This window comes from Gordonia sp. w5E2 (assembly GCF_036540975.1).
Classification (GTDB): Bacteria; Actinomycetota; Actinomycetes; order Mycobacteriales; family Mycobacteriaceae; genus Gordonia; species Gordonia jacobaea.
Genome location: NZ_CP144213.1, coordinates 1450045 through 1475194 on the forward strand (window position 1 = coordinate 1450045; position 25150 = coordinate 1475194).

23 protein-coding genes and 1 tRNA gene are annotated in these 25150 nt (G+C 65.3%); 11 read left to right on the forward strand and 13 right to left on the reverse strand.

What is annotated here, in order from left to right; genetic code table 11:
* Positions 1-118: 118 nt before the first annotated feature.
* Positions 119-1120 carry a cation diffusion facilitator family transporter gene (locus tag RND64_RS06625; RefSeq protein WP_049699707.1) on the forward strand — a complete coding sequence of 334 codons (1002 nt, stop codon included), beginning with the start codon at positions 119-121 and terminating at the stop codon, positions 1118-1120.
* Positions 1121-1183: 63 nt separating this feature from the next.
* Positions 1184-2110: an LLM class F420-dependent oxidoreductase gene (locus tag RND64_RS06630; protein WP_049699706.1), complete on the forward strand. Its 927-nt coding sequence runs from the start codon at positions 1184-1186 to the stop codon at positions 2108-2110.
* Positions 2111-2138: 28 nt separating this feature from the next.
* Here the strand turns inward: RND64_RS06630 and RND64_RS06635 are convergent, their stop codons facing one another.
* The 4 genes from RND64_RS06635 to RND64_RS06650 form a co-directional block, all read right to left on the reverse strand.
* Positions 2139-2942: a pirin family protein gene (locus RND64_RS06635; RefSeq protein ID WP_049699705.1), complete on the reverse strand. Its 804-nt coding sequence runs from the start codon at positions 2940-2942 to the stop codon at positions 2139-2141.
* 7 nt (positions 2943-2949) lie between these two features.
* Positions 2950-3456: a MarR family winged helix-turn-helix transcriptional regulator gene (locus RND64_RS06640; RefSeq protein ID WP_049699704.1), complete on the reverse strand. Its 507-nt coding sequence runs from the start codon at positions 3454-3456 to the stop codon at positions 2950-2952.
* A complete protein-coding gene (locus RND64_RS06645) occupies positions 3453-4427 on the reverse strand; it encodes a pirin family protein (RefSeq protein WP_049699703.1) in 975 nt (324 codons plus the stop codon). The genes RND64_RS06640 and RND64_RS06645 overlap by 4 nt, the downstream gene beginning before the upstream one ends.
* Before the next feature lie 126 nt (positions 4428-4553).
* Positions 4554-5732, reverse strand: coding sequence for an acyl-CoA dehydrogenase family protein (locus RND64_RS06650; protein WP_049699702.1), 1179 nt, complete (start codon positions 5730-5732; stop codon positions 4554-4556).
* Between the two features lie 202 nt (positions 5733-5934).
* On the opposite strand from RND64_RS06650, the gene RND64_RS06655 reads away from it, so the two are divergent.
* Positions 5935-6768 (forward strand): SDR family NAD(P)-dependent oxidoreductase, encoded by an 834-nt coding sequence (locus RND64_RS06655; RefSeq protein WP_049699701.1) that lies wholly within the window; start codon positions 5935-5937, stop codon positions 6766-6768.
* Between the two features lie 81 nt (positions 6769-6849).
* The gene (locus RND64_RS06660) at positions 6850-7719 is read left to right on the forward strand and encodes an alpha/beta hydrolase (protein ID WP_049699700.1); all 870 of its coding nucleotides are present in this window, start codon (positions 6850-6852) and stop codon (positions 7717-7719) included.
* Here RND64_RS06660 and RND64_RS06665 read toward each other — a convergent pair.
* Entirely contained in the window at positions 7716-8948 is a 1233-nt protein-coding gene (locus tag RND64_RS06665; protein ID WP_049699699.1) for an SAM-dependent methyltransferase, read from the reverse strand. The two genes, RND64_RS06660 and RND64_RS06665, sit on opposite strands and share 4 nt — an antisense overlap.
* Positions 8949-9050: 102 nt before the next feature.
* Complete coding sequence (locus RND64_RS06670) at positions 9051-10475, reverse strand: aldehyde dehydrogenase family protein (RefSeq protein ID WP_049699698.1); 1425 nt, start codon at positions 10473-10475, stop codon at positions 9051-9053.
* Between the two features lie 154 nt (positions 10476-10629).
* Here RND64_RS06670 and RND64_RS06675 point away from each other — a divergent pair, with 154 nt between their 5' ends.
* Positions 10630-10950: a putative quinol monooxygenase gene (locus RND64_RS06675; protein WP_049699697.1), complete on the forward strand. Its 321-nt coding sequence runs from the start codon at positions 10630-10632 to the stop codon at positions 10948-10950.
* Between the two features lie 223 nt (positions 10951-11173).
* Positions 11174-12325 carry a TDT family transporter gene (locus RND64_RS06680; protein ID WP_049699830.1) on the forward strand — a complete coding sequence of 384 codons (1152 nt, stop codon included), beginning with the start codon at positions 11174-11176 and terminating at the stop codon, positions 12323-12325.
* A 5-nt stretch (positions 12326-12330) separates the two neighbouring features.
* Here RND64_RS06680 and RND64_RS06685 read toward each other — a convergent pair whose 3' ends face one another.
* The 4 genes from RND64_RS06685 to RND64_RS06700 all read right to left on the reverse strand — a co-directional run bounded on the left by RND64_RS06685 (position 12331) and on the right by RND64_RS06700 (position 16692).
* Positions 12331-13872, reverse strand: coding sequence for a phospholipase C (locus RND64_RS06685; protein WP_049699696.1), 1542 nt, complete (start codon positions 13870-13872; stop codon positions 12331-12333).
* Positions 13873-14026: 154 nt separating this feature from the next.
* Positions 14027-14251 carry a hypothetical protein gene (locus tag RND64_RS06690; protein WP_049699695.1) on the reverse strand — a complete coding sequence of 75 codons (225 nt, stop codon included), beginning with the start codon at positions 14249-14251 and terminating at the stop codon, positions 14027-14029.
* A gap of 31 nt (positions 14252-14282) precedes the next feature.
* Positions 14283-15098 carry a PE-PPE domain-containing protein gene (locus RND64_RS06695; protein ID WP_083444413.1) on the reverse strand — a complete coding sequence of 272 codons (816 nt, stop codon included), beginning with the start codon at positions 15096-15098 and terminating at the stop codon, positions 14283-14285.
* Positions 15099-15174: 76 nt separating this feature from the next.
* A complete protein-coding gene (locus tag RND64_RS06700; RefSeq protein ID WP_049699693.1) occupies positions 15175-16692 on the reverse strand; it encodes an alpha/beta hydrolase in 1518 nt (505 codons plus the stop codon).
* An 89-nt stretch (positions 16693-16781) separates the two neighbouring features.
* On the opposite strand from RND64_RS06700, the gene RND64_RS06705 reads away from it, so the two are divergent.
* Together RND64_RS06705 and RND64_RS06710 are read left to right on the forward strand one after the other, a co-directional pair.
* A complete protein-coding gene (locus tag RND64_RS06705) occupies positions 16782-18239 on the forward strand; it encodes a dihydrolipoyl dehydrogenase family protein (RefSeq protein ID WP_049699692.1) in 1458 nt (485 codons plus the stop codon).
* A 38-nt stretch (positions 18240-18277) separates the two neighbouring features.
* Positions 18278-19108 carry a sulfurtransferase gene (locus tag RND64_RS06710; RefSeq protein ID WP_049699691.1) on the forward strand — a complete coding sequence of 277 codons (831 nt, stop codon included), beginning with the start codon at positions 18278-18280 and terminating at the stop codon, positions 19106-19108.
* 80 nt (positions 19109-19188) lie between these two features.
* Here RND64_RS06710 and RND64_RS06715 read toward each other — a convergent pair.
* Both RND64_RS06715 and RND64_RS06720 read right to left on the reverse strand, forming a co-directional pair.
* Positions 19189-19262 (reverse strand) — tRNA-Leu (locus tag RND64_RS06715).
* 83 nt (positions 19263-19345) lie between these two features.
* On the reverse strand, positions 19346-19744 hold the full coding sequence (locus RND64_RS06720) for a hypothetical protein (RefSeq protein ID WP_049699690.1): 399 nt from the start codon (positions 19742-19744) through the stop codon (positions 19346-19348).
* Between the two features lie 151 nt (positions 19745-19895).
* Here RND64_RS06720 and RND64_RS06725 point away from each other — a divergent pair, with 151 nt between their 5' ends.
* From RND64_RS06725 to RND64_RS06735, 3 genes are read left to right on the forward strand one after another with little or no spacing between them, the layout of a single operon-like run.
* On the forward strand, positions 19896-22217 hold the full coding sequence (locus RND64_RS06725; RefSeq protein WP_049699689.1) for an MMPL family transporter: 2322 nt from the start codon (positions 19896-19898) through the stop codon (positions 22215-22217).
* Complete coding sequence (locus tag RND64_RS06730; protein ID WP_049699688.1) at positions 22171-22914, forward strand: TetR/AcrR family transcriptional regulator; 744 nt, start codon at positions 22171-22173, stop codon at positions 22912-22914. Before RND64_RS06725 ends, RND64_RS06730 begins: the two co-directional genes overlap by 47 nt.
* Before the next feature lie 32 nt (positions 22915-22946).
* Complete coding sequence (locus RND64_RS06735; protein ID WP_049699687.1) at positions 22947-23810, forward strand: Bax inhibitor-1/YccA family protein; 864 nt, start codon at positions 22947-22949, stop codon at positions 23808-23810.
* Positions 23811-23884: 74 nt separating this feature from the next.
* Here RND64_RS06735 and RND64_RS06740 read toward each other — a convergent pair whose 3' ends face one another.
* Positions 23885-25108 (reverse strand): acetyl-CoA C-acetyltransferase, encoded by a 1224-nt coding sequence (locus RND64_RS06740; RefSeq protein WP_049699686.1) that lies wholly within the window; start codon positions 25106-25108, stop codon positions 23885-23887.
* Positions 25109-25150 lie beyond the last annotated feature (42 nt).

Sequence of the window (25150 nt, forward strand, 5' to 3'; positions counted from 1 at the left end):
TCTGGATTCGACGACCGCGCGGTGCACCTTCGGCTGGGTGCGCCGCGCGGTCCTTTCTGTCGGCGCGGTCGTAACCGGATCGAATGTCGGTGCTCGCATGCCGTGAGACGATCAGGGTATGGCTGACACGGATGCGCCGCTGACCGATGAGCAACTCGTCACCCCCATCGACGATCAGGATTCGATGACCACCGTCGTCATCGCGTTCGTCGCGAATGTCGCAGTCGCCATTGCCAAGACGATTGCCGCGATCGTCACGGGATCGGCGTCGATGACGGCAGAGGCCATGCACTCCTGGGCGGACTCGGGGAATGAGATCTTTCTGCTCATCGCCGAGCGTCGTGGAAACCGTGGCAGGACAAGAAGTCACCCGTTCGGGCACGGCAGGGAAACCTACATCTGGTCGATGTTCGCGGCGTTCGGATTGTTTGCTGTCGGCGCTGCCGTGTCGGTGGTCAACGGCATCACAGCGCTCGTCCACCCGGAAGAAGACACCAACTATCTCGTCGGCTACATCGTGCTCGCGATCTCCGCAGTGCTGGAAGGTATTTCGTTCATACAGTCGGTGCGCCAGGCCAAGGCGGGCGGGCGTCGGATGTCGATGCACCCGCTGCGCTTCGTCAGCCGGACGTCGAACACCACGCTGCGAGCTGTGTTCGCCGAAGACTTCGCGGCACTCGTCGGACTCGCGATCGCTGCTGCGGGCATGGCGTTGCATCAGATCACCGGCAACGCCGTCTGGGACGCGCTCGGATCGATCCTCGTCGGTCTGCTGTTGGGCTTCATCGCCATCTTCCTCATCCGACGCAACAGCGAGTTCCTGCTCGGCCAGGAGGCCATGGCGCCGATTCGCGACGCCATCCTCCTGCGTTTGCTCGCCATGCCCGATATCGATCGGGTCACCTATCTCCACGCGGAGTACGTCGGTCCGATGGAGTTCTACATGGTCGCCGCCGTCGATATCACCGGAGACCTCGCCGAGCACGACGTCGCCTTCCGGCTGCGCAGGCTCGAAGCGCAGATCGAGACACAGGAGGCCATCGTCGAGGCCGTCCTCACGTTGTCGACCATCGACGAGCCGTCGCTGGTGCCCGCGGGCCAGATCACGCCGTCGGCGTGATGCCTCCCCAGAGCGGACGGCACGCCGGACGGACCCGAGTTTGCGACGCGTAGGTTGAGTTCCATGGACTTGCGAATCTTCACCGAACCTCAGCAGGGCGCCACTTACGAGACGCTGCTGCGCGTCGCGCGGGCGAGCGAAGACCTCGGCTACGACGCATTCTTCCGATCCGACCACTACCTGGCGATGAACACCGAGGGACTCCCGGGGCCGACTGATGCGTGGCTCACGCTGGCTGCGCTCGGTCGGGAGACCTCGACGATCCGCCTCGGCACGCTGGTGACGTCGGCGACGTTCCGCCACCCCGGTCAGCTCGCGATCCAGGTTGCGCAGGCGGACGAAATGAGCGGCGGCCGAATCGAATTCGGACTCGGTGCGGGATGGTTCGCCGAGGAGCACGAGGCGTACGCGATCCCGTTCCCGCCGCTCGGGGAACGCTTCGAGAAGCTGACAGAGAACCTCGAGATCATCACCGGACTGTGGTCGACGCCGGTCGGCGATCTTTTCGACTACCGCGGCAAGCACTTTCAGATCAGCAACTCGCCCGCGCTGCCCAAGCCGTCGCAGTCACCGCGACCCCCGATCATCATCGGCGGCATGGGCAGGAAGCGCACCCCCGCGTTGGCCGCGCAGTTTGCCGACGAGTTCAACGTGCCGTTCGCGAAGACCGACGTCGTCGCAGCGCAATTCGACGTCGTGCGCGATGCGTGCACGGCGGCGGGTCGCGGACCCGACGAACTCACGTATTCGGCGGCGTTGACGATCTGCGTGGGCACAAGCGATGCAGACGTCACACGACGGGCCGACGCAATCGGGCGCGAGGTCGGCGAACTCCGGGAAAACGGTCTCGCGGGTACGCCCGATCAGGTGGTCGAGAAGATCGAGTCGTACCGGGCCATCGGGGTCACCAGGTTGTACCTGCAAATGCTCGACCTCGACGATCTCGATCATCTCGAGCTGGTCTCCTCGGCGGTTGCGCCGCAACTCTGATCGCGTGCTGTGACCGCTGGTTGAGCGGTCAGGCGTGCGCGGCGTCGAACGACGTGTGCATCTCCCAGAAGAGGATCTCGGCCGGCGCGTCTGCGGTGACGGTCAGTGCGGCGGTGCCTGTGGTGCGTAGCGCGTCGCCCTCGTCGAGGGTGAGGTGATCGTCGGGTGTCTCGTGGTCGGGTAGGCCGGACACCGTGACGGTGCCGGAGACCACGAACAGGTGCCCGAACGGTGCGGGCGGCAGGGTGACCTGGCGGTCGGGGAGTAGGCGCGCGGCGTGCAGTGCGACGTAACCGTTGCCGATCTCCAGCGCCTGCCCACTCGCGTCGCGGTCGAGTCCCGACACGATGGTGACCAGCTCGCCGTCGGCCAGCGCTTCGTTGACGTCTGCTTCCGCGTAACTCGGTGTGCCGCCCGAATACTCGGGTGCGATCCACATCTGCACGACGCGCAACCGCTGGTTCTCGGCACGCGTCGACGCGTTGCGCTCGGAATGCCTGATTCCCGATCCCGCCGACATCCGCTGCACGACGCCGGGTGTGAGAACACCTTCGCTTCCTTGCGAGTCCCTGTGGTGCAGAGCGCCTTCGACGACCCACGTCACGATCTCTGCGTCGCGATGCTGGTGGGTGTCGAAACCCGCGCCCGCGTCGACGATGTCGTCGTTGTGGACCAGCAGCATTCCGTGCGCGTTGGCTGCCAGGTCGAAACTGCCGGTGGCAGGAAACGATTGCCGTGAGTCGATGGCCTCGTCGTTCCACATATGGCGGTCGGCCGCGCGGATGAGGCGCCAGCTCGTGGCGTCGGTGATCTGTGTCTGCGTGTCGGTCATGATCTCGTCATTTCGCTCGGTCAGCGGGTGTACTTGCGATGGTGGACGTTTCGGTGTCGAGATGTTCGGTGAGCGTCGCCATGAGGTCGGCGAGTTCGCTTGCCTGCACGTCGGAGAGTCCGGACGTGAACAGCCTGTCGACGGCCGCGCCGTGATCGCGTGCGGCGGCAGCGAACGCCGAGCGTCCGTCGTCTGTCAGCACCGCGTAGCTACCGCGCTTGTCCTCGGGCGCGGCCTCGCGACGAAGCCACCCGCGCCGGACCATCGCGTCGACCTGGTAGGAGAGGCGCGACGTCGAGAACACCATGCGGTGGGAGAGGTCGCGCATCCGTGCGCGGCCGCCGGGGGATTCGTGGAGGATCAACAGAACGTGGTAGTCCGCCAACGACATTCGGCAGTGTGCACGCAGCTCGTCGTCGAGTGTGGTCTGGAGACGGGCGCTCGTCTCGATGAAGAGTCGCCACGCCTGTGCTTTGGACGCGGCGACCTTCTGGATCGAGTGGTTGACGGTCATCGAATGCTGGTGTGCGGCATGATCGCATCCGGCGGAATGACGCCGAGACGACCGGCCTGGAAGTCTTCGATGGCCTCGATCAGTTGCTCGCGGGTGTTCATCACGAACGGACCGTAGTGCGCGACGGGTTCGCGAATGGGTGCTCCGCCGAGCAGGAGAACCTCGAGGGCGGGACGGTTGCCGTCCTGCCCGGCGTCGGCGGCGACCGTCAGACGGTCACCCTTGCCGAAGACCGCGAGCTGGCCCTGCTCGATCGGACGCGCGTCCGGGCCGACGGTGCCACGCCCGGAGAGGACGTAGGCGAGTGCGTTGAAGTCCTCACGCCACGGCACGGACACCGACGCACCGGGCGCGACGGTCGCGTGCGCCACCGTGATCGGGGTATGCGTGGAACCCGGGCCTGCATGACCGTCGAGCTCGCCCGCGATGATGCGGACGAGTGCGCCGCCGTCGGGGGAGGCGACGAGCGCGACATTCCCGGCTTCGAGGTTCTGGTAGCGCGGAGTGAGGAACTTGTCCTTGGCGGGCAGGTTGACCCATAGCTGGATGCCGTGGAACAAACCGCCGGATTCGACCAGCTCAGCTGGTGGTGTCTCGATGTGCAGAATGCCGGCACCGGCGGTCATCCACTGGGTGGCGCCGTTTTCGATCAAGCCGCCACCACCGGTGGAGTCCTGGTGCTGGAAGCGACCGTCGATGATGTAGGTGACAGTCTCGAAGCCCCGGTGCGGGTGCCAGTCGGTGCCCTTCGGTTCGCCTGGTTCGTAGTCGACCTCGCCCATCTGATCCATGTGGATGAACGGGTCGAGGACTGCGGCTGGAACGCCCGCGAAGGCCCTGACCACGGGGAATCCCTCGCCCTCGTATCCGCGGGGACCACGGGTCAGTGACTTTACGGGCCGTTCGGAGGCCTCGAGCGTCGCCGCGGTGAGGCGGGGCAGAGTTGTGGTGTCGGCGGTGATGGCGGGCATCGGAACCTCCTGGTCGGCTATTTGCTCAAATCTGAGCAACTGGTTCAGTCAACCTGCCGGGGCGCGGCGTTATTCCGACAGTGCTGTCGGGTCTACTTCGCTGTCGGGTCTACTTCGCTGTCGGGTCTACTTCGCCGCGGCGCGGACCAGGTTGCCGCCGATGATGAGACGTTGAATCTCGCTGGTGCCCTCGTACAGCCGGAGCAGGCGCACGTCGCGGTAGATACGTTCGACCGGCACCTCGCGCATGTAGCCGGTTCCGCCGTGGATCTGCACGGCGAGATCGGCGACCTTGCCCACCATCTCGGTGCAGAACAGCTTTGCCGCCGACGGTCCGATGCGTCGGTCCTCGCCGGAGACGTACTTGGCGGCGGCCTCGCGAACCAGCGCGCGGCCGGCCATCACTCCGGTCTGCTGGTCTGCGAGCATCGCCTGCACCAATTGGAAAGAGCCGATGGCCTTTCCGCCCTGCGTGGCGTTGGCGGCATAGGCCACCGACTCGTCGAGCGCACGCTGCGCCTGCCCCACCGACAGGGCGGCGATGTGTACGCGCCCGCGGGCCAGCGAGGTCATCGCAGCCTTGTAGCCCTTCTCCGCATCGCCACCGACGAGCGCGGACGAGGGCACGCGCACCCCGTCGAAGGTGACGTCGGCTGTCCACGCGCCCTCCTGGCCCATCTTGGCGTCTTTACTACCCACCTCGACGCCGGGAGTGTCTGCGGGAACGAGGAATACCGCTATCCCTGTGCCCGACTCATCGGCGGGACGGGTGCGCGCGAAGACGACGAAGAGGTCGGCGATCGGCGCATTGGTGATGAAGCGCTTCTGGCCGTCGATCACCCAGTCCTGCCCGTCGCGGGTTGCCCTGGTGCGCAACCCCGCCGGATTCGAGCCCGCTCCCGGCTCGGTGAGAGCGAACGACGCGACCATCTCGCCCGACGCGATGCGTTCGAGCCACTGCTTCTTCTGCTCGTCGGTGCCGAAGTTGACGAGAACCTGACCGGCGATGCCGTTGTTGGTGCCGAACATCGACCGCAACGCCAAGCTTGTGTACCCGAACTCCATTGCCAGCTCGACGTCTTGCGTCAGGTCCAGTCCGAGTCCGCCCCATTCCTGCGGGATGGCGTATCCGAATAATCCCATCTCCGCGGCCTGTGCACGCAGATCGGCCGGTACCTCGTTGGTCTGCATGATCTCGGTTTCGCGAGGCACGACCTTGGTGCGGATGAAGTCGTGGACTAGTTGGCGGATCTGCTCGAAATCTTCGGCGTCGACCTCGGATGACGGGTTTTCGCTTGCGGTCATGTCTGGAAATTATCAAACGCGGAGACCGCGCCTCCCGCGATCAATGGCGTCGCCTTGGCGAGGGGTCGTCGAGTTCTTGGAAGGAGCGGGGTTCCGGCGCGCGTGAGGCATGTGCTCATGCCACACGCCCGACGGGACACCGTGTAGACCTGATGGAAAGCACTCGGGCACGAGGCCCGACGACACAAGCGGGGGAACCTCAGTGGCAGACACACGGACGATCGTGATCACCGGCGCCAGCGACGGCATAGGAGCTGTCGCCGCACGCGAGCTCGCCGGACCCGACGTCGACCTGATCATTGTCGGACGGTCGGAGGAGAAGACGAAGGCTGTGGCGGCAGAGGTGGGTGCGACGGCGTTCACCGCCGACTATGCGCGCCTCGACGAGGTGCGCGCTCTTGCCGGCGACATCGCCGCACGGGTCGATTCCATCGATGTGCTGCTCAACAACGCGGGCGGCACGTTCTCGCCGGCACAGAAGACCGCGGACGGCCACGAGCCGAACTTCCAGATCAATCACCTCAGCGGGTTTCTCCTGACGAACCTCCTCAGGGAGCAGTTGGCTGCCGACGGCGGCGCGCTGGTGGTCAACACCTCGAGCTTCGGCAACCTGGCCGGCAGCGTGGATCTCACCGACCTGGACTTCGAGCGACGACGCACCATCGAGTTACGGTGCTACGGGACAAGCAAATTGGAGAACATCATGTTCACCAGGGGTATCGCCGATCGATGGCGCGACGACGGGATCGTCTCGGCTGCCGTACACCCCGGTGTGGTCGCCAGCAGCTTCGGTCGGGACTCTGCCTTCGTCGGACTGTTCTACCGCACACCCTTGAAGCGGTTCGGAACGATCACCCCCGAGCAGGGTGCGCAGCCGCTCATCGCACTGGCGCGTCGTGGTGCCGACCCCGAGATCAACGGCGTCTACTTCGACCGTCTCAAGCCCAATGGTCGGGAAAACAAGCAGGCAAGCCGCCGCGACCTCATCGACGGGCTCTGGACGGCATCGGAGAAGTTCGTCGGGGTCGGCGTCTGACGCCGATCGGTGGCTGATGTGCACGGGTAGTGCTTGGCCCGAACTTGCTGATCGGGCCGCGCGGTAAGCAATAATGGCCGAATGGCTGACAGCGCAGACGGCACACCTGGCGTCACGAGCGAAGAGCGCACCTTCTCCGGCAAGCACGGTGAGCAGATCTTCTACACAACCCTCACGCCCGCGAGTCCGCGCGGACTCGTCGTCGTCGCACACGGCCTCGGCGAGCACGGCGGACGCTATGCGCATGTCGCGAAGGTGTTCACCGACGCCGGTTTCTCCGTCGCCATACCTGATCACCTCGGGCACGGCCGGTCCGGTGGAAAACGGTTGCGTATCAAGTCATTCAAGCAATTCAGTGATGATCTCGACACCGTCGTCACGCAGACCGCGATCGACGGACTGCCCACCTATCTGCTCGGACACAGCATGGGCGGCTGCATCGCGCTCGACTACGCACTCGACCATCAGGACAAACTCGACGGACTGATCCTTTCGGGTGCCGCCGTGATGCCCGGCGACGACATGCCGGGCCCGGTCATCGCCGTCTCGCAGGTTCTCGGCAAGGTCGCGCCCTGGCTGCCGACCATCGCGTTGGATTCGACGGCCGTCTCTCGCGATCCCGACGTCGTCGCCGCGTACCAAGCCGACCCGCTGGTGACGCGCGCACGTATTCCGGCGCGGTTGGGCGCGGAGATGCTGTCGACGATGCAGAGCTTCCCCGACCGCGTGGGATCGCTGACGATCCCACTCCTCGTGATGCACGGTTCGGCCGACCGGCTGACCAACCCGGCAGGCAGCGAGATGGTTGAACGCCTCGCAGGCTCCGACGACAAGACACTCGTCATCTTCGATGATCTCTACCACGAGATCTTCAACGAGCCGGAGCAGGACAAGGTGCTCTCAACGACGCTCGGGTGGCTCGAGGGGCACGTCACGCAAGCACAGGGCTAACGCGGCCTCGTCGCCGTGATCTGCTCGACGCCCATGCGACCGTCGCGGAAGGCCATGCGTCCGCCGACGAGGTAGAGCCGCCACACACGGGCCATTTCGTCGCCGACCAGGTCGACGGCGCGTGCCCAGTTCTTCTCGAAGGTGTCGTACCAGACGTCGACGGTCCGAACGTATTGCTCGGCCATCTCCTCGACGTCGTCGACGCGGAGTCCGGCATCGGTCAGGTACTGCACGGTTCGGTCGACGGGGCGCATGTACATGTCGGGTGCGATGAACGACTCGATGAACGGGCCGCCGCCGGGATGCTTACCCTCGGGGCGTGACATCTGCTGGATGCACACACGTCCACCGGGAATGACCTTGTCGCGCAACACCTGTGCGTATGTTGCATAGTTCTGCTCGCCGACGTGCTCGCCCATCTCCAGCGACGCCACGGCGTCGAAAGGAGGGTCGGGGATCTCGCGATAGTCCTGCACGCGGATCTCGACGCGGTCGGCCAGACCGCGCTGCGCGATGCGCTCGTCGATGAATGCCTTCTGTTCGCGCGAGATGGTCACGCCGACCACTCGTGCGTCGAAATGCTCTGCCGCATAGAGCGATAGCGAGCCCCACCCGCACCCGATGTCCAGGAATCGCTGTCCGGCAGCCGAATCCAGGCCCACCTTGCGGCAGACGCGATCGAGTTTGTCCGCCTGTGCGTCGGCGAGCGTGTACTCGGGATTGTCCGACGTCCAGTAGGCGCTCGAGTACGCCATGTGCTCGTCGAGGATCAGCTCGTAGAAGTCGTTCGACAGGTCGTAGTGGTGGCTGATCGCGGCGCGGTCGCGAGCGCGGGAGTGCAGACGGCCCCGCACCCGTGCCTGGCTGGCGGGTGGAGCTTTGGGGAGGCCGAGAAGTCGGTAGCGGAGAGCCAGTCGCGCGACGTCGAAAAGGACACGCGGCGAGGGTCGGATACCGGAGAGTCCGCGAGCAGCGGCGACCTCCCACACGTGGGTGAGGGCGTCGTCGAGATCGTCGACAACGTCGAGTTCGCCGGTGACGTACGCCTGGGCTGCACCGAGTTCGCCTGGATGCCAGATGATTCGACGGAGCGCATCGGCACTGTAGATGGCAACGTGGGGAGCGTTGTCCGGGCCGACGACGCTGCCGTCCCACGCGGTGAGATGTACTGGGATCTCACCGCCGATGTGGTGTTCGATCACGTCGGCGATGTCACGGGCAACGGTCATCTGGGCTCCTCGCGGGGTCGACCTAATGTGCGACTGTCACCGAGTCTTCGTTACCCACAGCGTATCCGGATGGGCATGTGTGACCCATCCGGATACGCAGGCTCAGGCGTCGTAGCCCAAGAGCGACTTCACCTCGAGGAACTCGTCGAATGCGTAGTCGCTCCACTCGCGGCCGTTGCCGCTCTGCTTGTAGCCGCCGAACGGTGCCGACGGATCGAGTTGCGCTCCGTTGAGGGAGATCGATCCGGCGCGGATACGTTCGCCGATCCGACGTACCTCGTCGAGATCCTTGCCCGAGACGTATCCCGCGAGGCCGTACTCGGTGTCGTTGGCGATCTCGAGGGCCTCGTCGATGTCGTCGTAGCCGATGACGACCAGCACGGGCCCGAACACCTCGGTCTGCGCGATCTCCATGTCGTTGGTCACGCCGGAGAAGACGGTCGGACGCACGTAGTAGCCGGTCGGCAGATCGTCCGGCCTACCGGCACCACCGATGACCGGGGTCGCGCCGTCGTCGATTGCGCGCTCGATGAGCCCCTGGATCTTCTCGAACTGCGGCTCCGAGACGACCGGGCCGAGACGCACCTTGCTCGTCGGATCTCCCACTGTCAGTGAGGGTTCGACCGACTTCACGGCCTCGACGACGTCGTCGAGGCGTGAGTTGGGGACCAGCATGCGGGTGGGTGCGTTGCAGGACTGTCCGGAGTTGAGCATGACCGACGCGACGCCGCCTGCGACGTTCTGTGCGAGGTCGTCGTCGTCGAGGATGATGTTGGGGCTCTTGCCGCCCAGTTCCTGCGCGACGCGTTTGACGGTCGGCGCCGCGGTGCGCGCGACCTCGATACCCGCACGGGTGCTGCCGGTGAAGGAGATCATGTCGATGCCGGGGTGGGCCGCCAACGCCGACCCGACGCCGGGTCCGTCACCGTTGACCAGATTGAAGACGCCCGCGGGAACGCCTGCGGCGTCGAAGATCTCGGCGACGATCGCGGCCGAGAAGGGCGCGACCTCGGAAGGCTTCAGCACCATCGTGCAGCCGGTGGCCAACGCGGGTGCCACCTTGCACATGACCTGATTGAGCGGCCAGTTCCACGGCGTGATGAATCCGCAGACACCGATGGGCTCTTTGACGATTCGAGAGGTTCGACGATCCTCCGCGAAGCGGTACTCGGGCAGCGCCGCCGCGGCGGTCATGAGGTGTCCGAGACCGATCGGTACCTGTGCGGCCTGCGCCAATCCCGCGGGAGCACCCATCTCCTCGGTGACGGCGTCGGCGAGGTCGTCTGCGCGCTTCTGATACTCGGCGATGATGGCGTTGAGTACGGCGAGCCTGTCGTCGACGGAGCTGCGCCCCCACGTAGCGAAGGCGCGTCGCGCTGCGCTCACGGCGGCGTCGACGTCTGCGGCCGTGCCCAGAGCCACGTGGCCCGCGGCTTTCTCGGTCGCCGGGTTGATCACGTCGATGAGGTTCAACTCGGTGGGCTCCACCCACTGACCGTCGACGTAGAACTTGGTGATCTCGCGCATCGCTTCTCCTCCTGTGGTGCTGTGTGACCCAAGTTACGCTCGCCGTCGTTGAGTGACGCAAGGCGTCTCTCCGTCGGTCTCCCGCGATCGCTGTTCTCACAATGAGACATAGCAACCGTTCCACGGTGTTGCGAGGCCGACCTAGGCTGGATGCATGATCCACATCGTCGCCAAATGGCAGATCAAGCCCGAGTACGCAGATCAGTGGCCCGACCTGGTTGCCGAGTTCACCGAGGCAACACGATCGGAGCCCGGCAACAAATGGTTCACGTGGTCACGCAGCCTCGACGACCCCAACGAGTACGTCCTGATCGAGGCCTTTGACGACGACGCCGCCGTCGCTCACGTCTCGAGCGATCACTTCAAGAAGGCGACCGCCGACCTCCCGCAGTTCCTCGTCGCGACCCCGGCAATCATCAACACCACCGTCGACGCCGACGGCTGGTCGGAACTCGGCGAGATGGCCGTCGACTGACCTGCCCAGTCGGCTGAACGCAGCGCCCACTCGGCTGAACGAGGCGCCCACTCGGCGGGGAAGTGCGGTCGAGTGGGCGCCCCGTGGCGTCGAGTGGGCGCTGTATTTCGTCGAGCGGGCGCCCGTCGCGTCGAGTGTGCGTGCAGGGCCACAAGCACTGCTTGTGACCCCACAATGCTGAGCCGTCTTCCGGCACGTCGGCCGCACGCCGATGCTGGGAATCATGACCGAGATCCTCGACCGTCCGCTGGCCCCCGACGTTCCGTTGAGCCGGTCGTCGGCGAAGCGTCGCGCAGAAGCGTTTGCTCACATCACGCCCAACTGGTTCGCGGCGGTGATGGGTACGGGGATCGTGGCGACGTCGGCGATCAGCGTTGCCGGAGATCTCTCGGCGGTCCGCGGCTTCGCGACGGCGATCTGGTTGCTCGCGGCGGTGCTGCTTGTGGTGATCACCGCGGCTTTCGGTGTGCATTGGGCAAGGCATCCGAAGCAGGCACGACGCTACGCCGCCGACCCCGTGATGGTTCAGTTCTACGGCGCGATCCCGATGGCGCTGCTGACCGTCGGAGCGGGCACCATCACTGTCGGGTCGTCGATCCTCGGGACTGACGCGGCGGTCGTCGTCGACGCGGCGCTGTGGTCGGTCGGGACTCTCCTGGGGCTCGGGACGGCGATCGCCGTGCCGTTTCTCATGATGACGCGCCATCGACGACGCTCCGATCTCGTCGCGCTACCCGCATGGCTGATGCCGGTCGTCCCGCCGATGGTGTCGGCGACGACGGGCGCGCTGCTGGTCGACCACGTTCCGGCCGGGCAGTGGCGAGTGGGCTTTCTGCTGTTGTGCTACTTGCTGTTCGGACTCAGCTTGTTTCTGGGGCTGATCACGCTCTCGATGATCTATGGTCGCCTGGTTCACGGGACCGTGCCCACCGGGTGTGCGACGCCGACGATCTGGATCACGCTCGGCGTCATAGGTCAATCCGTCACGGCCGCGAATTCACTTGCCGCTCATGCCGACTCCGCACTCGCCTGGCATTCGTCCGATTCCCACACCATCGCAACGGGTCTGCGGGTCTTCGGTATCGGTTACGGGGTCGCGGCGACGGGCTTGGGCGTGGTGATGTTCGCGCTCGCCACTGCTGTCACCGTGCACAACATTCGTCGTTCGATGCCGTTCGCGTTGACGTGGTGGAGCTTCACCTTTCCGATCGGCACCTGCGTGACCGGCCTGGCAGCACTGGGAACAGCGTTGGACTCCACCATGTTTCGCATTGCCGCGGCGTTGCTTCTCGGCGTTCTCGTCACCGCATGGACGACCGTGTTCACGCGGACCGTCGCGGCGGTTCTCGACGGACGTCTACCGGCAGCAGCGTGAGCGTGTCAGACGATGCCGCTCGGCGACCTACGAGTGCCGGGCTGCTGACGCGGCATGCTGTTGGGCGGCACCGGGTATGGCTTGCCGTACCCGGCCGTACCCGCAGCGATGTTGGGGCCGCATTTCAGCAGGGCGTTCTGCGCCTTGGGATTCGGGTCGCCGAGGCGGGGTCGCGCGGAGTTCGGTCGATGGGCGAAATCGAACGCCGTCGTCATGTCGCCGACGGTTTGCCTGCGCCACGCGGTCAGGTTCGGGACGTCGACGCCGAAGCGCTTCTCGATGAGTCGCAATTGCGAAGTGTGGTCGAAGGTTTCGCGCGCGACGAGTCCACCACGACTGTAGGGGGAGATCACGAAGCACGGCACGCGGTAGCCGAGTCCGATCGGCCCGCGGATGCCTTTCGACGACGAGACTTTGCCGATGTTGGGCACGCTGACGTACTCGCCTTTGGTGCCGGGGGGAGCTGTCGGCGGGACGACGTGGTCGAAGAAGCCGCCGTTCTCGTCGTAGCTGATGATCAGCGCGGTCTTCTCCCAGACAGCGGGATTCGACGTCAGGATGTCGAGCAGTTGCACAATGCCCACAGCGCCCAAAGCCGCGGGTAGCGCGGGATGTTCGCATTCCATCGCCGGCGGGACGACCCACGACACCTTGGGTAGCCGGTTGGCTGCGACGTCGGCGCGGAAGTCGTTCGGGTAGGTCGGGTCGATACCGCGTCGAGCCAGCTCCGAGTTGGGATTCTGCGCCTGCTTGAAACAGCCCATCATGCCGTCGAGGACAACCGACGAGACCGGTCCGAGGTCTTTGTTGTTGTAGATCTTCCAGCTCACGCCCGCGTCTCTGAGGTTCTCCGGCATGGTGCGCCAGCTATAGGCGAATTTGGGTATGAGCGTTGGTGTTTCGAGAAGTGGGCCACCGTGCGTGCCCTCGGGGTCGAGCGTTGCGCTCATCCAGTACAGTCGATTGGGGTCGGTGGGTCCGAGTACCGAACAGTGGTAGGCATCGCAGATGGTGAACGCCTCGGCGAGCGTGCGGTGGACGGGGATGTCCTCACGCTCGTAGTAGCCCATGAGGGCAGGCGCGTTGGCCGGGCCGACCGAATCGATCGACATCGGGAGCCAACCGTCGTTGCGGCCGCCGTTCCAGGCGTGGTGGAGCCCCGCCCATGAATGATCGGGGTCGTTGATGCACTCGCCGTCGAGGTTGGCGTCGTTCTCGGTGTCGAGGCGGAACGGCATCGTGTATCCCGACTTGGTCGGTCCGACGCCGGGTGCCCAGCCGCGTTGACGCCACAGCGGCGTCGACTCGCCGAATCCACGAACACCCGAGTAGGTGCCGAAGTAGTGATCGAAACTCCGGTTCTCCTGCATGAACAGCACGATGTGCTCGATGTCGTCGAGCGACCCGGTGCCCGCAGGGTCGGCCTGGGCGTAGGCCTTGTCGATGATCGGTGCTGCCCATGACGTGAGCAGTGCGCCGCCGCCGACCGCGGCAACTCTCGACAAGAACTCGCGACGACTCAAACCACCGAACGGCGTCTCTGACATACACACCCCTGACCAGGTCGATTCCACCGTCGGGTCAACGGGCTGCGTCCCCCGGCGGCAGAGCGTAACCGCCGAAGTCTAAACCCGCTCGGTGACAACCGTTGAGTGTTCGTGCATACGCAGGGCGTCGACCAGGTGGACAGTGGGTTGGCCGTCAGTGGATGCTGCTCATGACCGCGACGACGACGCCGGCCACCACCAGGACCCCGACGAATATCGCCATCGCGATGGCGAGGCGTCGACGCTTGCGGTTGACCGCATTGATGCCCACGCCGATCCCGATGAGAATGGCCGCCGAGTAAAGCGCGATGGCGAGCGTGAGCACTGCCACCTCGCTCTGATCTGCTGCCAGGATCAGGGCACTCGGCGAAGGCGTCATGCCTTCGAGTACATCATTCGAGTGGAATCCCTCAGCGGACAGGCACCACGGTGGTGTTCCCGAGTTGTGTGAAGCCCGCCCGGTTGTACCCGCGATCGACGACCGGTTTCCACGTGGCGTTGCCCTGCTCGGCGAGCTTGCTGAGACCTCTGTTGCGCATCCGTTCGTAGCGCGGGAGGTAGCTGGTCGGCACGAGAACAAACGTGTAGTTGCCCGTCCGCTTCACGAGATTCGACGACGCGTTCGGGTCGACGCCGGTGTAGTACGGGTGAATCGACGTGTAGCCGTCTTGCGAGGTCGCCACGGCGAGTGTGTTGCCGACGTCGTTCGGGTAGTCGGACATGCCGTCGTACTCACGGCTGATGTCGACGGTCGTGTACTTCGTGTACGGCGTCGGGGTCCCGGTCTTCTGCAGCGTGTTACGCCCATTGAGTGGGTGCTGCGGATTGCCGAGCAACACGAAGTACATGTCCGACGCCGCCGGCGAAGTCGCGCTTCCCGCATAGCGTTTGAGCCATTCTGACGCGACGAGAGCGCCCTGCGAGAATCCCATCACGGCCTTCTTGCCCGGTGTCGCGGCGATCGCGGCAGACAACGCCGAGACCCCGCTGTTGATGACCGAACTCAACCATCCCGACGTCTGATACGACACCGATTTGCACGTGTTGGGCGCCTTGCACATGACCCCCTGCAGCTCGGTGGACATCGGCGCCGACACCACATTCGGATTCGGTCCGACGGTGAGAACCGTGACCCCCGTGTCAGCTTTCGCTGTGGCGGTGCCGAACCAGATGCCCGGCACCACGACGCATAGAGCGCAAAAGAACACGACAAACTTCGAGCGCATAGCGATTTCCCCCCTGGAAATGTCAGATCGCGCGTGGGACGTTCGAGATGTTATGTCGTCGGAGGGGCCGGCAGCGTTACCCCGACGGTGTGGTCACCGTCGTAGTTGTTGTCGTCGTTGCCGACTCGGGAGTCGTCGACTGTGCCGGCGTGGAGGTGTTCGGGCTCGATTCGGTGGACCCTGACGGGGCCGGGGTAGTGGTCGTCGTGGTCTCCTCGGAGGGAGTGCCCGTCGTCGATTCGGTTGTGGACGCAGAAGATTCGGCGGACTCCGATGCCGAGGCCGGCGTCGAGGTAGACGGAGAGCTGCTTGCACTCGACGACTCACTTGCCGCCAGCGCCGCGAGCACAGCCGGGGTTTGTACCGGCTTCGCCGCCGCGACACGCGCGGCTGCGGTTGCCTTAGCCACGCCGTCGGGTTCCGGCGATCCGGCAGCACTGACGAGCTGAGTCTTCGCGGTCACCGCAGGTGTCTTGTTGAGTGCGGTCAAGACGTCGTTCTTGCCCGCTCCGAGACCGCGATCCCAGTTGGCCCAGTTGTGGACTCCGTAGTTCGGAAGCGAGATCACCGACACTCCGGCCTGTGCGAGCTGCAACTGCATGAGCACCGTCGACACGGCCGACAGGATTTCCAACGCGATGGCGTTGATCAGATCCGACTGCGAGAGCTTCGCCATGTCGGCGGGACTCGGAAAGCCGCTCCCGGACGAGATGATCAGGGTCTGACCGTTTTGCTTGAGCTTGTCGATGTTCTTCGACGGATCGTTCGCGGTCCACCGTGCGCTTCCCGGCGCGCCCCACATGTTGACGATCCCGTTGGTGTAGTTGGAGACGAGTGTCTGCGTCGCCAGCACTCCGAGCGCGCCGATCGGATTGTCGGTTTGGTAGTAGCCCGACATCGCCTGCACGACCTTGAACTGCTCGGGATGCCGCTCGGCGAGCGTGACTGCGGGCCCAGCGGACATCGACAGCCCGACAATCGCGTTGTTCGACCGGCTCACGCCGAAGTTGGTGGCGAGGTATGCGGGCAGTTCGTCGGTGAGGAAGGTCTCCTGCTTGATGGTGACGTTCTTGTCGCCTGCTCCGGCGTCCCAGTCGGTGTAGAACGATGACGCCCCGCCGGCGGGCATGACCAACGTCGTGTCGCTCTTACCGTCGTACACCTTGGCGGCCTGGACATCGGTGGTCCACGCGGAGCGGTCGTCGCGGGCACGCATGCCGTCGAGCAGGTACACGCCCTTGTTGCTGCCGTTCGACGCTCGGATCTGCACGACGATCCACTTGTTTTGTGACTTCGACCAAACTTTGCAGTTCTGGACGTAGTTTCCCGACGAGTCCCACTTGCAGCCGTCACGCAGGACCTCGGGGTGTCCGACGAGCGCCGACGCGCGGTCGTCCTTGCCGATCACCGCACTCAGACCCAGGAGGGCTGCCGTCAGCGTGAGCACCGTGGCGAGGCCGACGAGCCTGCGTCGGATTCGGCGTGGACCAGGGGTTTGGTGCCCCGGAGGCGTCGGCTCGTCGGCAAGTGAGGCGTCGTAGCTGATCCACTGATCGCGAGGATCGCCGGCAGCGGATTCGGGTGAAATGGGCATGAGTCTCCTGCGGTGTACGGACCCCGATGTGTTAGTGGTCGTTCTGCGGGCAGCGACTGTTACATCCGCCCGGGGCTACCGTGGATTTCATGGCAGATACCGACACCTACGACGTCATCGTGATCGGCGCTGGGCCTGCGGGTGAGAACGCCGCCGACTACGCAATCCGTGGAAGCGCTCGACGTGCGGTGCTCATCGAGGGTCAGCTCGTCGGCGGCGAATGCTCGTACTGGGCGTGCATGCCGAGCAAGGCGTTGTTGGGGGCCGGCGCAGCGCTCGAGGCCGCGACGGGGCTGCCCGGTTCGCGGACTCGGGTCGTCGACGATCAGCCCGAACCCGGCCGTCTGCTGGCGTGGCGCGACTCGATCACCCATAAGCGCGACGACTCGTCGCAGGTCGACTGGGCGCGTGGCGCGGGCATCGACGTGGTGCGCGGCGTCGGCAAGCTGGTGGGTGAGCGGGAGGTCGAGGTCGATGGTCGACGCCTGCACGCCACCGAGGCGGTGGTCTTGGCGACGGGAAGCGATGCCTCGATTCCACCGATCCCCGGGCTTGTCGACGCTGCGCCGTGGACGTCGCGTGATGCGACGAATCTCGTCGAGATTCCTGCGCGCATCGCGGTGCTCGGTGGGGGAGTTGTTGCCTGCGAGGCGGCGACCTGGCTCGCCGAGCTCGGGAGTGTGGTCACGATGGTCGTGCGCGGCCATTCGCTGCTTCCATCGATGGAACCCTTTGTCGGGGAACGAGTGTCATCGGGTCTGCGTGAGCGGGGAGTCGACATCCGCTTCGGCACGACGTTCGGATCGGTGGCGCGGCCGGAGGTTGACGACACGGGTTACGGGCGAGTGCACGGTGGGCCCGCTGTCGTCGAACTCGCTGACCACGCCGGCAATGTCACCGACCGACTCGAGGTCGACGAGATTCTCGTCGCGGCAGGTCGACGCCCGCGCACCGTCGGCGTCGGACTGGACGCGCTCGGCATCGACCCCAAGGCCGAGCTCGACGTCGACGATCACCTCAATGTCGCCGGGCACGATTGGCTGTACGCGGTCGGCGACGTCAACGGTCGCGCGCCACTGACGCACATGGGTAAGTACCAGGCGAGGGTCGCGGGTGACGTGATCGCCGCGCGCGCAGAAGGGCGTTCGCTCGACGGTGAGCGATATCTGGCCACCGCCGACCATGCCGCTGTGCCCCAGGTGGTGTTCACCGAGCCGCAGGTAGGGTCGGTCGGACTGACCGAGCGTGGCGCCCGCGACGCTGGCATCGATGTCGTCACCTCCGAACTCGATATCGAGGTCGCGGGGTCGGCCCTCGCCCGTGAGAACTACAGGGGCCATGCGGTCCTCGTCATCGACCGCGCGCGAAATGTGTTGGTGGGAGCCACGTTTGTCGGACCCGACATCGCGGAGCTCGTACATTCGGCCACCGTTGCCGTCGTCGGCGAGGTGCCCGTGGAAAGGCTGTGGCACGCGGTCCCGTCGTATCCCACGATCAGCGAGATCTGGCTCAGGCTCCTCGAGAACCTGCGCGGAAAGCAGAGTTGATCGGCGGAGATGTGCGCGGCCGCCGGTAGTGTCGGGGTATGGGCACGCCACATCTCATCACTGCTTCTGACCTGCGCGATCTGGGCGATGATCCCAAGCTGCGCGTCGTCGACGCGACCGTTCATCTCCGGTTCGGCGACGGAGCACCGCAGATCGAGTCTGGGCAGGCTTCATATCTGGCCGGGCACATTCCCGGCGCGGTGTTCGTCGATCAACTCACCGCGCTCACCGATCCCGACGGGGATGCGCCGTTCGCCGTCGCGTCGTCGGAACAGTTCGCGGCGGCCGTGGGTGCGGCCGGTGTCGGCGACGACTCGCGCGTCGTGGTCTACGACTCGGAGAACGGGATCTGGGCGACCAGACTGTGGTGGCAGTTCGGTTTCGAGGGCTTCGACAACGTGGCCGTGCTCGACGGCGGCCTGCAGGCGTGGGTTGACGCGGGCTTCTCCGTCGACCGTGGCGAATCAACTTATCCGCCAGCTGAATTCACAGCGCAGCGGCGCGAGGAGCGCATCGAGACCACCGACGAGGTGGTCACCGACGTCGACGACTCGACCGTGCTACTGATCAACGCCCTCGACCGCGACACCTTCGCGGCAGGCCACATTCCCGGAAGCGTCAATGTGCCCTTCGGCGAGCTGGTCGACGAGCGGGGCAAGCTGAAAGACGTGCCCGCGCTGCGGGCGATCTTCGACGCCGTGGGCGCCCTCGACGATTCGGTGCGACCCGTCACCTACTGCGGAGGTGGAATCGCTGCCACCGCAGCAGCTTTCGCGCTCACCGCAGTCGGACGCGACGACGCTGCGGTCTACGACGGCTCGATGAACGCGTGGACATCCGACCCGACGCGGCCGCTGACGACCAGCTGACGTCGAGTTGCGTGGGATCTGTTGCGTGGGATCTAGGGGTGCAAAAATGCCCCCGAGGATCCCACGCAACTTTCGACGGGTGCCCCCAGTCGGACTCGAACCGACACTGTGCGGATTTTAAGTCCGCTGCCTCTGCCAATTGGGCTATAGGGGCGCGTCGACAAGCATGCCATGCGGCCTCTGCCCGATCGAACCAAACCCGTGCGGGAAGGGGGGCCGTGGATCGAGGTGTCGCGACTATCGGTGGAGGCCGGCCTGGCGCACCGTCAGCCGCGCCGCGCGCTGAACGCACCACACCGTCCACACTGCTGAGATCAGTGCGATCACCAGCAGTTCGCTGGTCATCCACACAAGTCTGTTTCCGTTGACGGTGCTCGACGGGTCTTGGACCATGAACACCACAGCCATCACTGACAGCAGTCCGATCACGGCCGACGGCCAGCCCGCGCGCGCCTCGAGGTGATGCTTTTCGTCGATGACTTCTGCCGCGTGCCGTTGATGGTCCGACCTCGAGTCGTTGAGCTCGGAGAGTGCGATGAACAGGTCGGGGCTGCGGCGCGCCTGTGACGATCGGTGGTACGACAGCACCCACGCTCCGACCGCGACGGCGGCGAGAGCAAGTGAGAGGTAAACCACACCTCATGGTAGCCGAACAGGCTGCCTTCTCACCGTGGCCGATGAGAGCTGGATCAGCGGCTCCCCCAATCAGCCGACACACTCTTGACTCGCTGACTTACTGCCGATAACTTAACGCGGGTAAGTGACCGCGACGCGCTAGGGGACTCGCATGTTGGCAAGACTTACCCGTGTGGCCATATCTGCGCCCAAACGTGTTCTCGCACTGGCGTTCCTGTTCCTCGTGCTCTGCGGAATCTACGGAGCGTCGGCATCCCAGCACCTGCTGGCAGGCGGGTATTCCGATCCGAACAGCGAGTCGGCGCAGGCGTCGCAGCAAATCGACGACACGTTCAAGCGCGGGGGCCTGCAGGTCGTCATCAAACTCGACGCGCCCGCCGGCACCGACATGGAGAAGGACCAGCGGGCCGCCGCGGTCGGCAAGTCGATCGTCTCCGAACTCGACGCCCTTCCCTATGTGCAGCAACCGATTCTGTCGGTGTGGCAGGACCCGATGCTCGCGTCCGGCTTGGTCAGCAAGGATCGTAGTTCGGCGCTGATCATCGCCACGCTCGACGGCGGGGAAGCCGAGGCGCCTGCGCATGCCAAGGAGGTCGCCTCCCGATTCGAGGGCACCCGCGACGGCATCACGGTCCGCGTCGGTGGCCAGGGCATGGTCTTCCAGCAGGTCAACGAGCAGACGACGCGCGACCTCGCCGTCGCCGAGGCGATAGCGATCCCCATCAGCTTCCTCGTGCTCATCGTCGTATTCGGGGGCGTCATCGCGGCGATGCTGCCGATCGGCGTCGGCATCATCGCGATCGTGCTGACGTTCGCGTTACTGCGTCTGATAGGCACCGCCACCGACGTGTCGATCTTCGCGTTGAACCTCACCACCGCAATGGGTTTGGCGCTCGCGATCGACTACACGCTGTTGCTGGTGACGCGGTATCGCGAAGAAGTCGCCGGCGGCCGTGACAGAGCGTCGGCGATCCTGCGCACGATGCAGACGGCGGGACGCACCGTCGCGTTCTCGGCGGTGACCGTTGCTCTCGCGCTTGCCGCACTGGCGATCTTCCCGATGTATTTCCTGCGTTCCTTCGCGTACGCAGGAGTCGGCGTCGTGGTGATCGCCGCCGTGACGTCGCTGGTGATCACGCCCGCGGTGCTGATGCTCCTCGGCGACCGGATCGACTCCCTCGACGTGCGCCGCGGTGTGCGCAAGCTGCTGGGCCGTCCTGAGCCGACTCCACGCCCGGTCGAAGAGGGTTGGTGGTACCGCGCGGCGTCGTGGGTGCTGAAACGGGCCGCGCCGGTCGGCGCGACGGTCGTCGTCTTCCTGCTGGTTCTCGGTGCTCCGTTCCTGTCCATCAAGTTCGGCTTCCCCGACGATCGCGTGCTGCCCACCAGCGCCAGCGCGCATCAGATCCAGCAGGAGATCCGCGACGACTTCGACCAGAACCTCTCGTCGTCGGTCACCGTTGTCGCGACCGGAGACGTCTCCGCACAGACGAGGGCGGCGTATTCGCAGGAGTTGTCGCGGGTTGCCGACGTCAACTCGGTGTCGGGGGCAGGCGGAACCTTCGTCGACGGAAGAGCTGTTGCCCCGGCGAATCCCGCGGACCAACGCGGCGACGTCGGAGTGATCACGGTCGCCACCAACCTTGAACCGATGCGGCCCGCGGGCGAGCATCAACTGGCTCAGCTCCGAGACGTGCCGGTGCCCGCGGGCCTGACAGTGAAGTTCACCGGTTCCGCGGCGACCAACGTCGACACCGTCGACTCCATTTATGCGCACTTGCCGTGGGTGCTCGGGGTGATCGCGATCGCGACGTTCGTGCTGCTGTTCCTCTTCACCGGAAGCGTTGTTCTCCCGCTGAAGGCGTTGGTGCTGAATGTGTTGTCGCTGTCGGCGACGTTCGGCGCGATGGTGTGGTTCTTCCAGGAGGGTCACCTCGGCGGATTGGGCACCACGTCAACCGGGTATCTCGCGGCGACGATGCCGGTGCTGATGTTCTGCATCGCGTTCGGGTTGTCCATGGACTACGAGGTGTTCCTGCTCGGCCGGATTCGCGAATCGTGGCTCGCGTCGGACAGGTCGCGCGCGGCCAACGACCGGGCAGTCGCGCTCGGCATTGCCAGGACCGGTCGCGTCATCACTGCCGCAGCGCTACTGATGAGCATCGTGTTCGCGGGAATCGCAGCGTCGGAGGTGTCGTTCATGCGTATGTTCGGTGTCGGACTCACGCTTGCGGTGCTGATGGATGCCACCCTCATCCGGATGCTGCTCGTTCCGTCGTTCATGCGCCTCGCCGGGCGGGTGAACTGGTGGGCACCCGCACCGCTACGTCGCCTGCATGACCGCTTCGGACTGTCCGAGGAGATCGACGACGAGCCGCCGGGCACGCGAGAGACCAACAAGAACGAGACGACTACGCAGGAGAACAGTGACACGGACCAGCCGCAGGAGCCGCTCGCCCCGCGGGTCGGGTGAACTGCTGGCCGACGAGATCATCGACGCCGCCACGTCACTTCTGCTCGACTCCGAAGCCGCATCGGCGGTATCGATCCGGGCGGTCGCCGACCGGGTTGGAGTCACCCCGCCGTCGATCTATCTGCACTTCGACGACAAGGACGCACTCCTCGAAGCCGTCTGCGCCCGATACTTCGAGAGTCTCGACAAGGAACTGGCCGCGGCGTCGGAGGGAGTCGACGATCCGCTGGAACGAGCCCTGCAGATGGGCATCGCCTACGTGCGGTTCGCGGTCGACACGCCGGTCCTCTACCGGGAGGCCTTCCATCACGTCTCGCCCGTTGCCGAGCGCAGCAAGGTCGACGAGGTGCTCGCGGCGTCGGCGTTCGTGCGATTCACCGGAACTGTCAGCGAACTCGCAGAAGCGGGCATTTTCGCCCCCGACGAGGTCGGCGACGTCGTCCTCGAACTATGGACCGCTGCGCATGGCGTGGCGTCGCTGATGATCGCAAAGCCTGGCCTGGGCTGGGGCGATGACTTCGCCGTTGCCGCGCAGACCCTTCGCTCGATCTGTCTGGGGCGAGCGGTGCTGTCCATCCGTGAGTACGAGTCACCCGACGAGGTTCGAGTGTTCCTCGACTCACTGAGTACGCCGTCGAATCCCTCAATTGGTCAAGAGAAGGTAAAGTCGGAACTCGAACGGGTCGATCCCCGTTGATGAGACGTACACGTCCATAATAAGGAGCACCTGTGCGAGACAGCAGTAACCCGGTGATGCGCGGCGTCGTCCGCGATAACCAGAATCCCGGCGGCTACGCCGGCTTCGGGTCGAACATGGCCGGGGCCGGGCAAGCCGCGATGTACAACCAGTACGGTCAGCAGGTCCCGCCGCAGTACGCGCCCCCGCAGGCCGCCGGACGCCAACTGACCATCGACGACGTCGTGACCAAGACGGCGATCACGCTCGGCGTGCTGACGGTCACGGCAATCCTCAGCTACGTCCTCAGCAGCTACAACAACGCGTTGGCCGGGCCCCTCATGGGTATCGGCGCGATCGTGGGCCTCGTGCTCGTCTTGGTCGCCTCGTTCGGTCGTAAGCAGGACAATCCTGCGATCGTCCTCGCCTACGCGGCCTTCGAGGGACTGTTCGTCGGTTCGATCTCGTTCGTGTTCGCGAACTGGATGGTCAGTGGAGACACCAGTGCGGGCGCGCTGATCGGCCAGGCGGTTCTCGGCACGTTCGGCGTGTTCTTCGGAATGCTGCTGGTCTACAAGATCGGCGCCATCCGAGTGACTCCGCGCTTCACGCGCATGCTGTTCGCCGGACTCATCGGTGTGATGGTGCTGATGATCGGCAACCTGATCATCGGTCTGTTCACCGGCAGTGCCGGAGTGCTGCGCGACGGCGGTCCGATCGCGATCATCTTCTCGTTGGTCTGCATCGCGTTGGCGGCGTTCAGCTTCCTCCTCGACTTCGACGCCGCGGATCGCCTGATCCGTGCCGGCGCACCTGCCCGTGCGGGCTGGGGCGTCGCGCTGGGCCTGACGGTCACCCTTGTCTGGCTCTACGTCGAGATCCTGCGTCTGCTGAGCTACTTCAACTCCAACAACTAGTTTCGGCCCCCTCATACACCGAGGCCCTGCACTCTCCGTGAGTGCAGGGCCTCGGTGCTGTGTTGGGGGTCTGGTCAGCTCAGGCGCTCGAGCACCATCGCCATGCCCTGGCCGCCGCCGACGCACATCGTCTCGATGCCGAACGTCTTGTCGTAGGTCTGCAGGTTGTTGAGCAGCGTGGTGGTGATACGTGCACCGGTCATTCCGAACGGGTGGCCGAGCGCGATGGCACCGCCGGACACGTTCAGCTTGTCGTGGTCGATGCCCAGCTCGTTTGCCGAACCGATGACCTGGACGGCGAATGCCTCATTGATCTCGAACAGGTCGATGTCGGAGATCGACTTGCCTGCGACGCGAAGCACCTTGCGCACGGCCTCGATGGGGCCGAGGCCCATGATCTCCGGCGAGAGTCCGGTCGCGGCCGTGGCGACGACGCGTGCGAGCGGGGTCAGGCCGAGTTCCTTGGCCTTGGTGTCGCTCATGATGACCAACGCGGCCGCGCCGTCGTTCAGCGGGCAGGCGTTGCCGGCCGTGATGGTGCCGTCGGGGCGGAAGACGGGCTTGAGCTGCGAGATCTTCTCGTAGGTCGTGCCCGGCCGGGGGCCATCGTCGGTGCTGACGACGGTGCCGTCGGCCAGCGTGATCGGGTCGATCTCGCGCTCGAAGAATCCGGCCTTGATGGCCTCTTCTGCGCGGTTCTGGCTGCGCACGCCCCAGTGATCCTGGTCTTCACGCGAGATGCCGGTAAAGCTCGCGACGTTCTCGGCGGTCTGACCCATGGCGATGTAGACATCGGGGATCAGGCCGTCCTCGCGCGGATCGTGCCACGCGGGAGCGCCGCCCTCCGCGCTGCGCTCGGTGCGGGCCAGCGCCTCGTCGAACAGCGGGTTCTTGGAATCGGGCGCACCGTCGGCACCGCCGGAGATGCCGAAGCTCGACACGCTCTCGACGCCACCGGAGATGAACACGTCACCCTCGCCGGCCTTGATGGCGTGCAGGGCCATACGGGTGGTCTGCAACGACGACGAGCAGTAGCGGTTCACGGTGACGCCGGGAATGTGGTCGAAGCCGAGTTCGACGCCGAGCACGCGGGCGATGTTGTAGCCGCCCTGGCCGCCGGGCTGGCCGATTCCCCAGTGGATGTCTTCGATCTCCTTGGGGTCGAGCTCGGGGACCTTGGCGAGAAGTGCGGTGACGATCTGGCGAGAGAGTTCGTCGGGACGAACGTCTTTGAGGGATCCCTTTCCGGCACGGCCGATCGGGGAGCGGGCATGGGCAACGATGACAGCTTCAGGCATGTGAAACACGTTACTGGACAGCCCGGGTGTCAGATGAGCCGG

Excerpts from the sequence above, each read along its gene's own strand:
- RND64_RS06710 (WP_049699691.1), top strand. The coding sequence starts at position 18,278 with ATGGGCACGCCACATCTCATCACTGCTTCTGACCTGCGCGATCTGGGC.
- RND64_RS06630 (WP_049699706.1), top strand. The coding sequence starts at position 1,184 with ATGGACTTGCGAATCTTCACCGAACCTCAGCAGGGCGCCACTTACGAG.
- RND64_RS06635 (WP_049699705.1), bottom strand. The coding sequence starts at position 2,942 with ATGACCGACACGCAGACACAGATCACCGACGCCACGAGCTGGCGCCTC.
- RND64_RS06695 (WP_083444413.1), bottom strand. The coding sequence starts at position 15,098 with ATGCGCTCGAAGTTTGTCGTGTTCTTTTGCGCTCTATGCGTCGTGGTG.
- RND64_RS06650 (WP_049699702.1), bottom strand. The coding sequence starts at position 5,732 with ATGACCGCAAGCGAAAACCCGTCATCCGAGGTCGACGCCGAAGATTTC.
- RND64_RS06640 (WP_049699704.1), bottom strand. The coding sequence starts at position 3,456 with ATGACCGTCAACCACTCGATCCAGAAGGTCGCCGCGTCCAAAGCACAG.
- RND64_RS06690 (WP_049699695.1), bottom strand. The coding sequence starts at position 14,251 with ATGACGCCTTCGCCGAGTGCCCTGATCCTGGCAGCAGATCAGAGCGAG.
- RND64_RS06725 (WP_049699689.1), top strand. The coding sequence starts at position 19,896 with ATGTTGGCAAGACTTACCCGTGTGGCCATATCTGCGCCCAAACGTGTT.
- RND64_RS06705 (WP_049699692.1), top strand. The coding sequence starts at position 16,782 with ATGGCAGATACCGACACCTACGACGTCATCGTGATCGGCGCTGGGCCT.
- RND64_RS06675 (WP_049699697.1), top strand. The coding sequence starts at position 10,630 with ATGATCCACATCGTCGCCAAATGGCAGATCAAGCCCGAGTACGCAGAT.
- RND64_RS06680 (WP_049699830.1), top strand. The coding sequence starts at position 11,174 with ATGACCGAGATCCTCGACCGTCCGCTGGCCCCCGACGTTCCGTTGAGC.
- RND64_RS06665 (WP_049699699.1), bottom strand. The coding sequence starts at position 8,948 with ATGACCGTTGCCCGTGACATCGCCGACGTGATCGAACACCACATCGGC.
- RND64_RS06670 (WP_049699698.1), bottom strand. The coding sequence starts at position 10,475 with ATGCGCGAGATCACCAAGTTCTACGTCGACGGTCAGTGGGTGGAGCCC.
- RND64_RS06645 (WP_049699703.1), bottom strand. The coding sequence starts at position 4,427 with ATGCCCGCCATCACCGCCGACACCACAACTCTGCCCCGCCTCACCGCG.
- RND64_RS06660 (WP_049699700.1), top strand. The coding sequence starts at position 6,850 with ATGGCTGACAGCGCAGACGGCACACCTGGCGTCACGAGCGAAGAGCGC.
- RND64_RS06700 (WP_049699693.1), bottom strand. The coding sequence starts at position 16,692 with ATGCCCATTTCACCCGAATCCGCTGCCGGCGATCCTCGCGATCAGTGG.
- RND64_RS06740 (WP_049699686.1), bottom strand. The coding sequence starts at position 25,108 with ATGCCTGAAGCTGTCATCGTTGCCCATGCCCGCTCCCCGATCGGCCGT.
- RND64_RS06625 (WP_049699707.1), top strand. The coding sequence starts at position 119 with ATGGCTGACACGGATGCGCCGCTGACCGATGAGCAACTCGTCACCCCC.
- RND64_RS06685 (WP_049699696.1), bottom strand. The coding sequence starts at position 13,872 with ATGTCAGAGACGCCGTTCGGTGGTTTGAGTCGTCGCGAGTTCTTGTCG.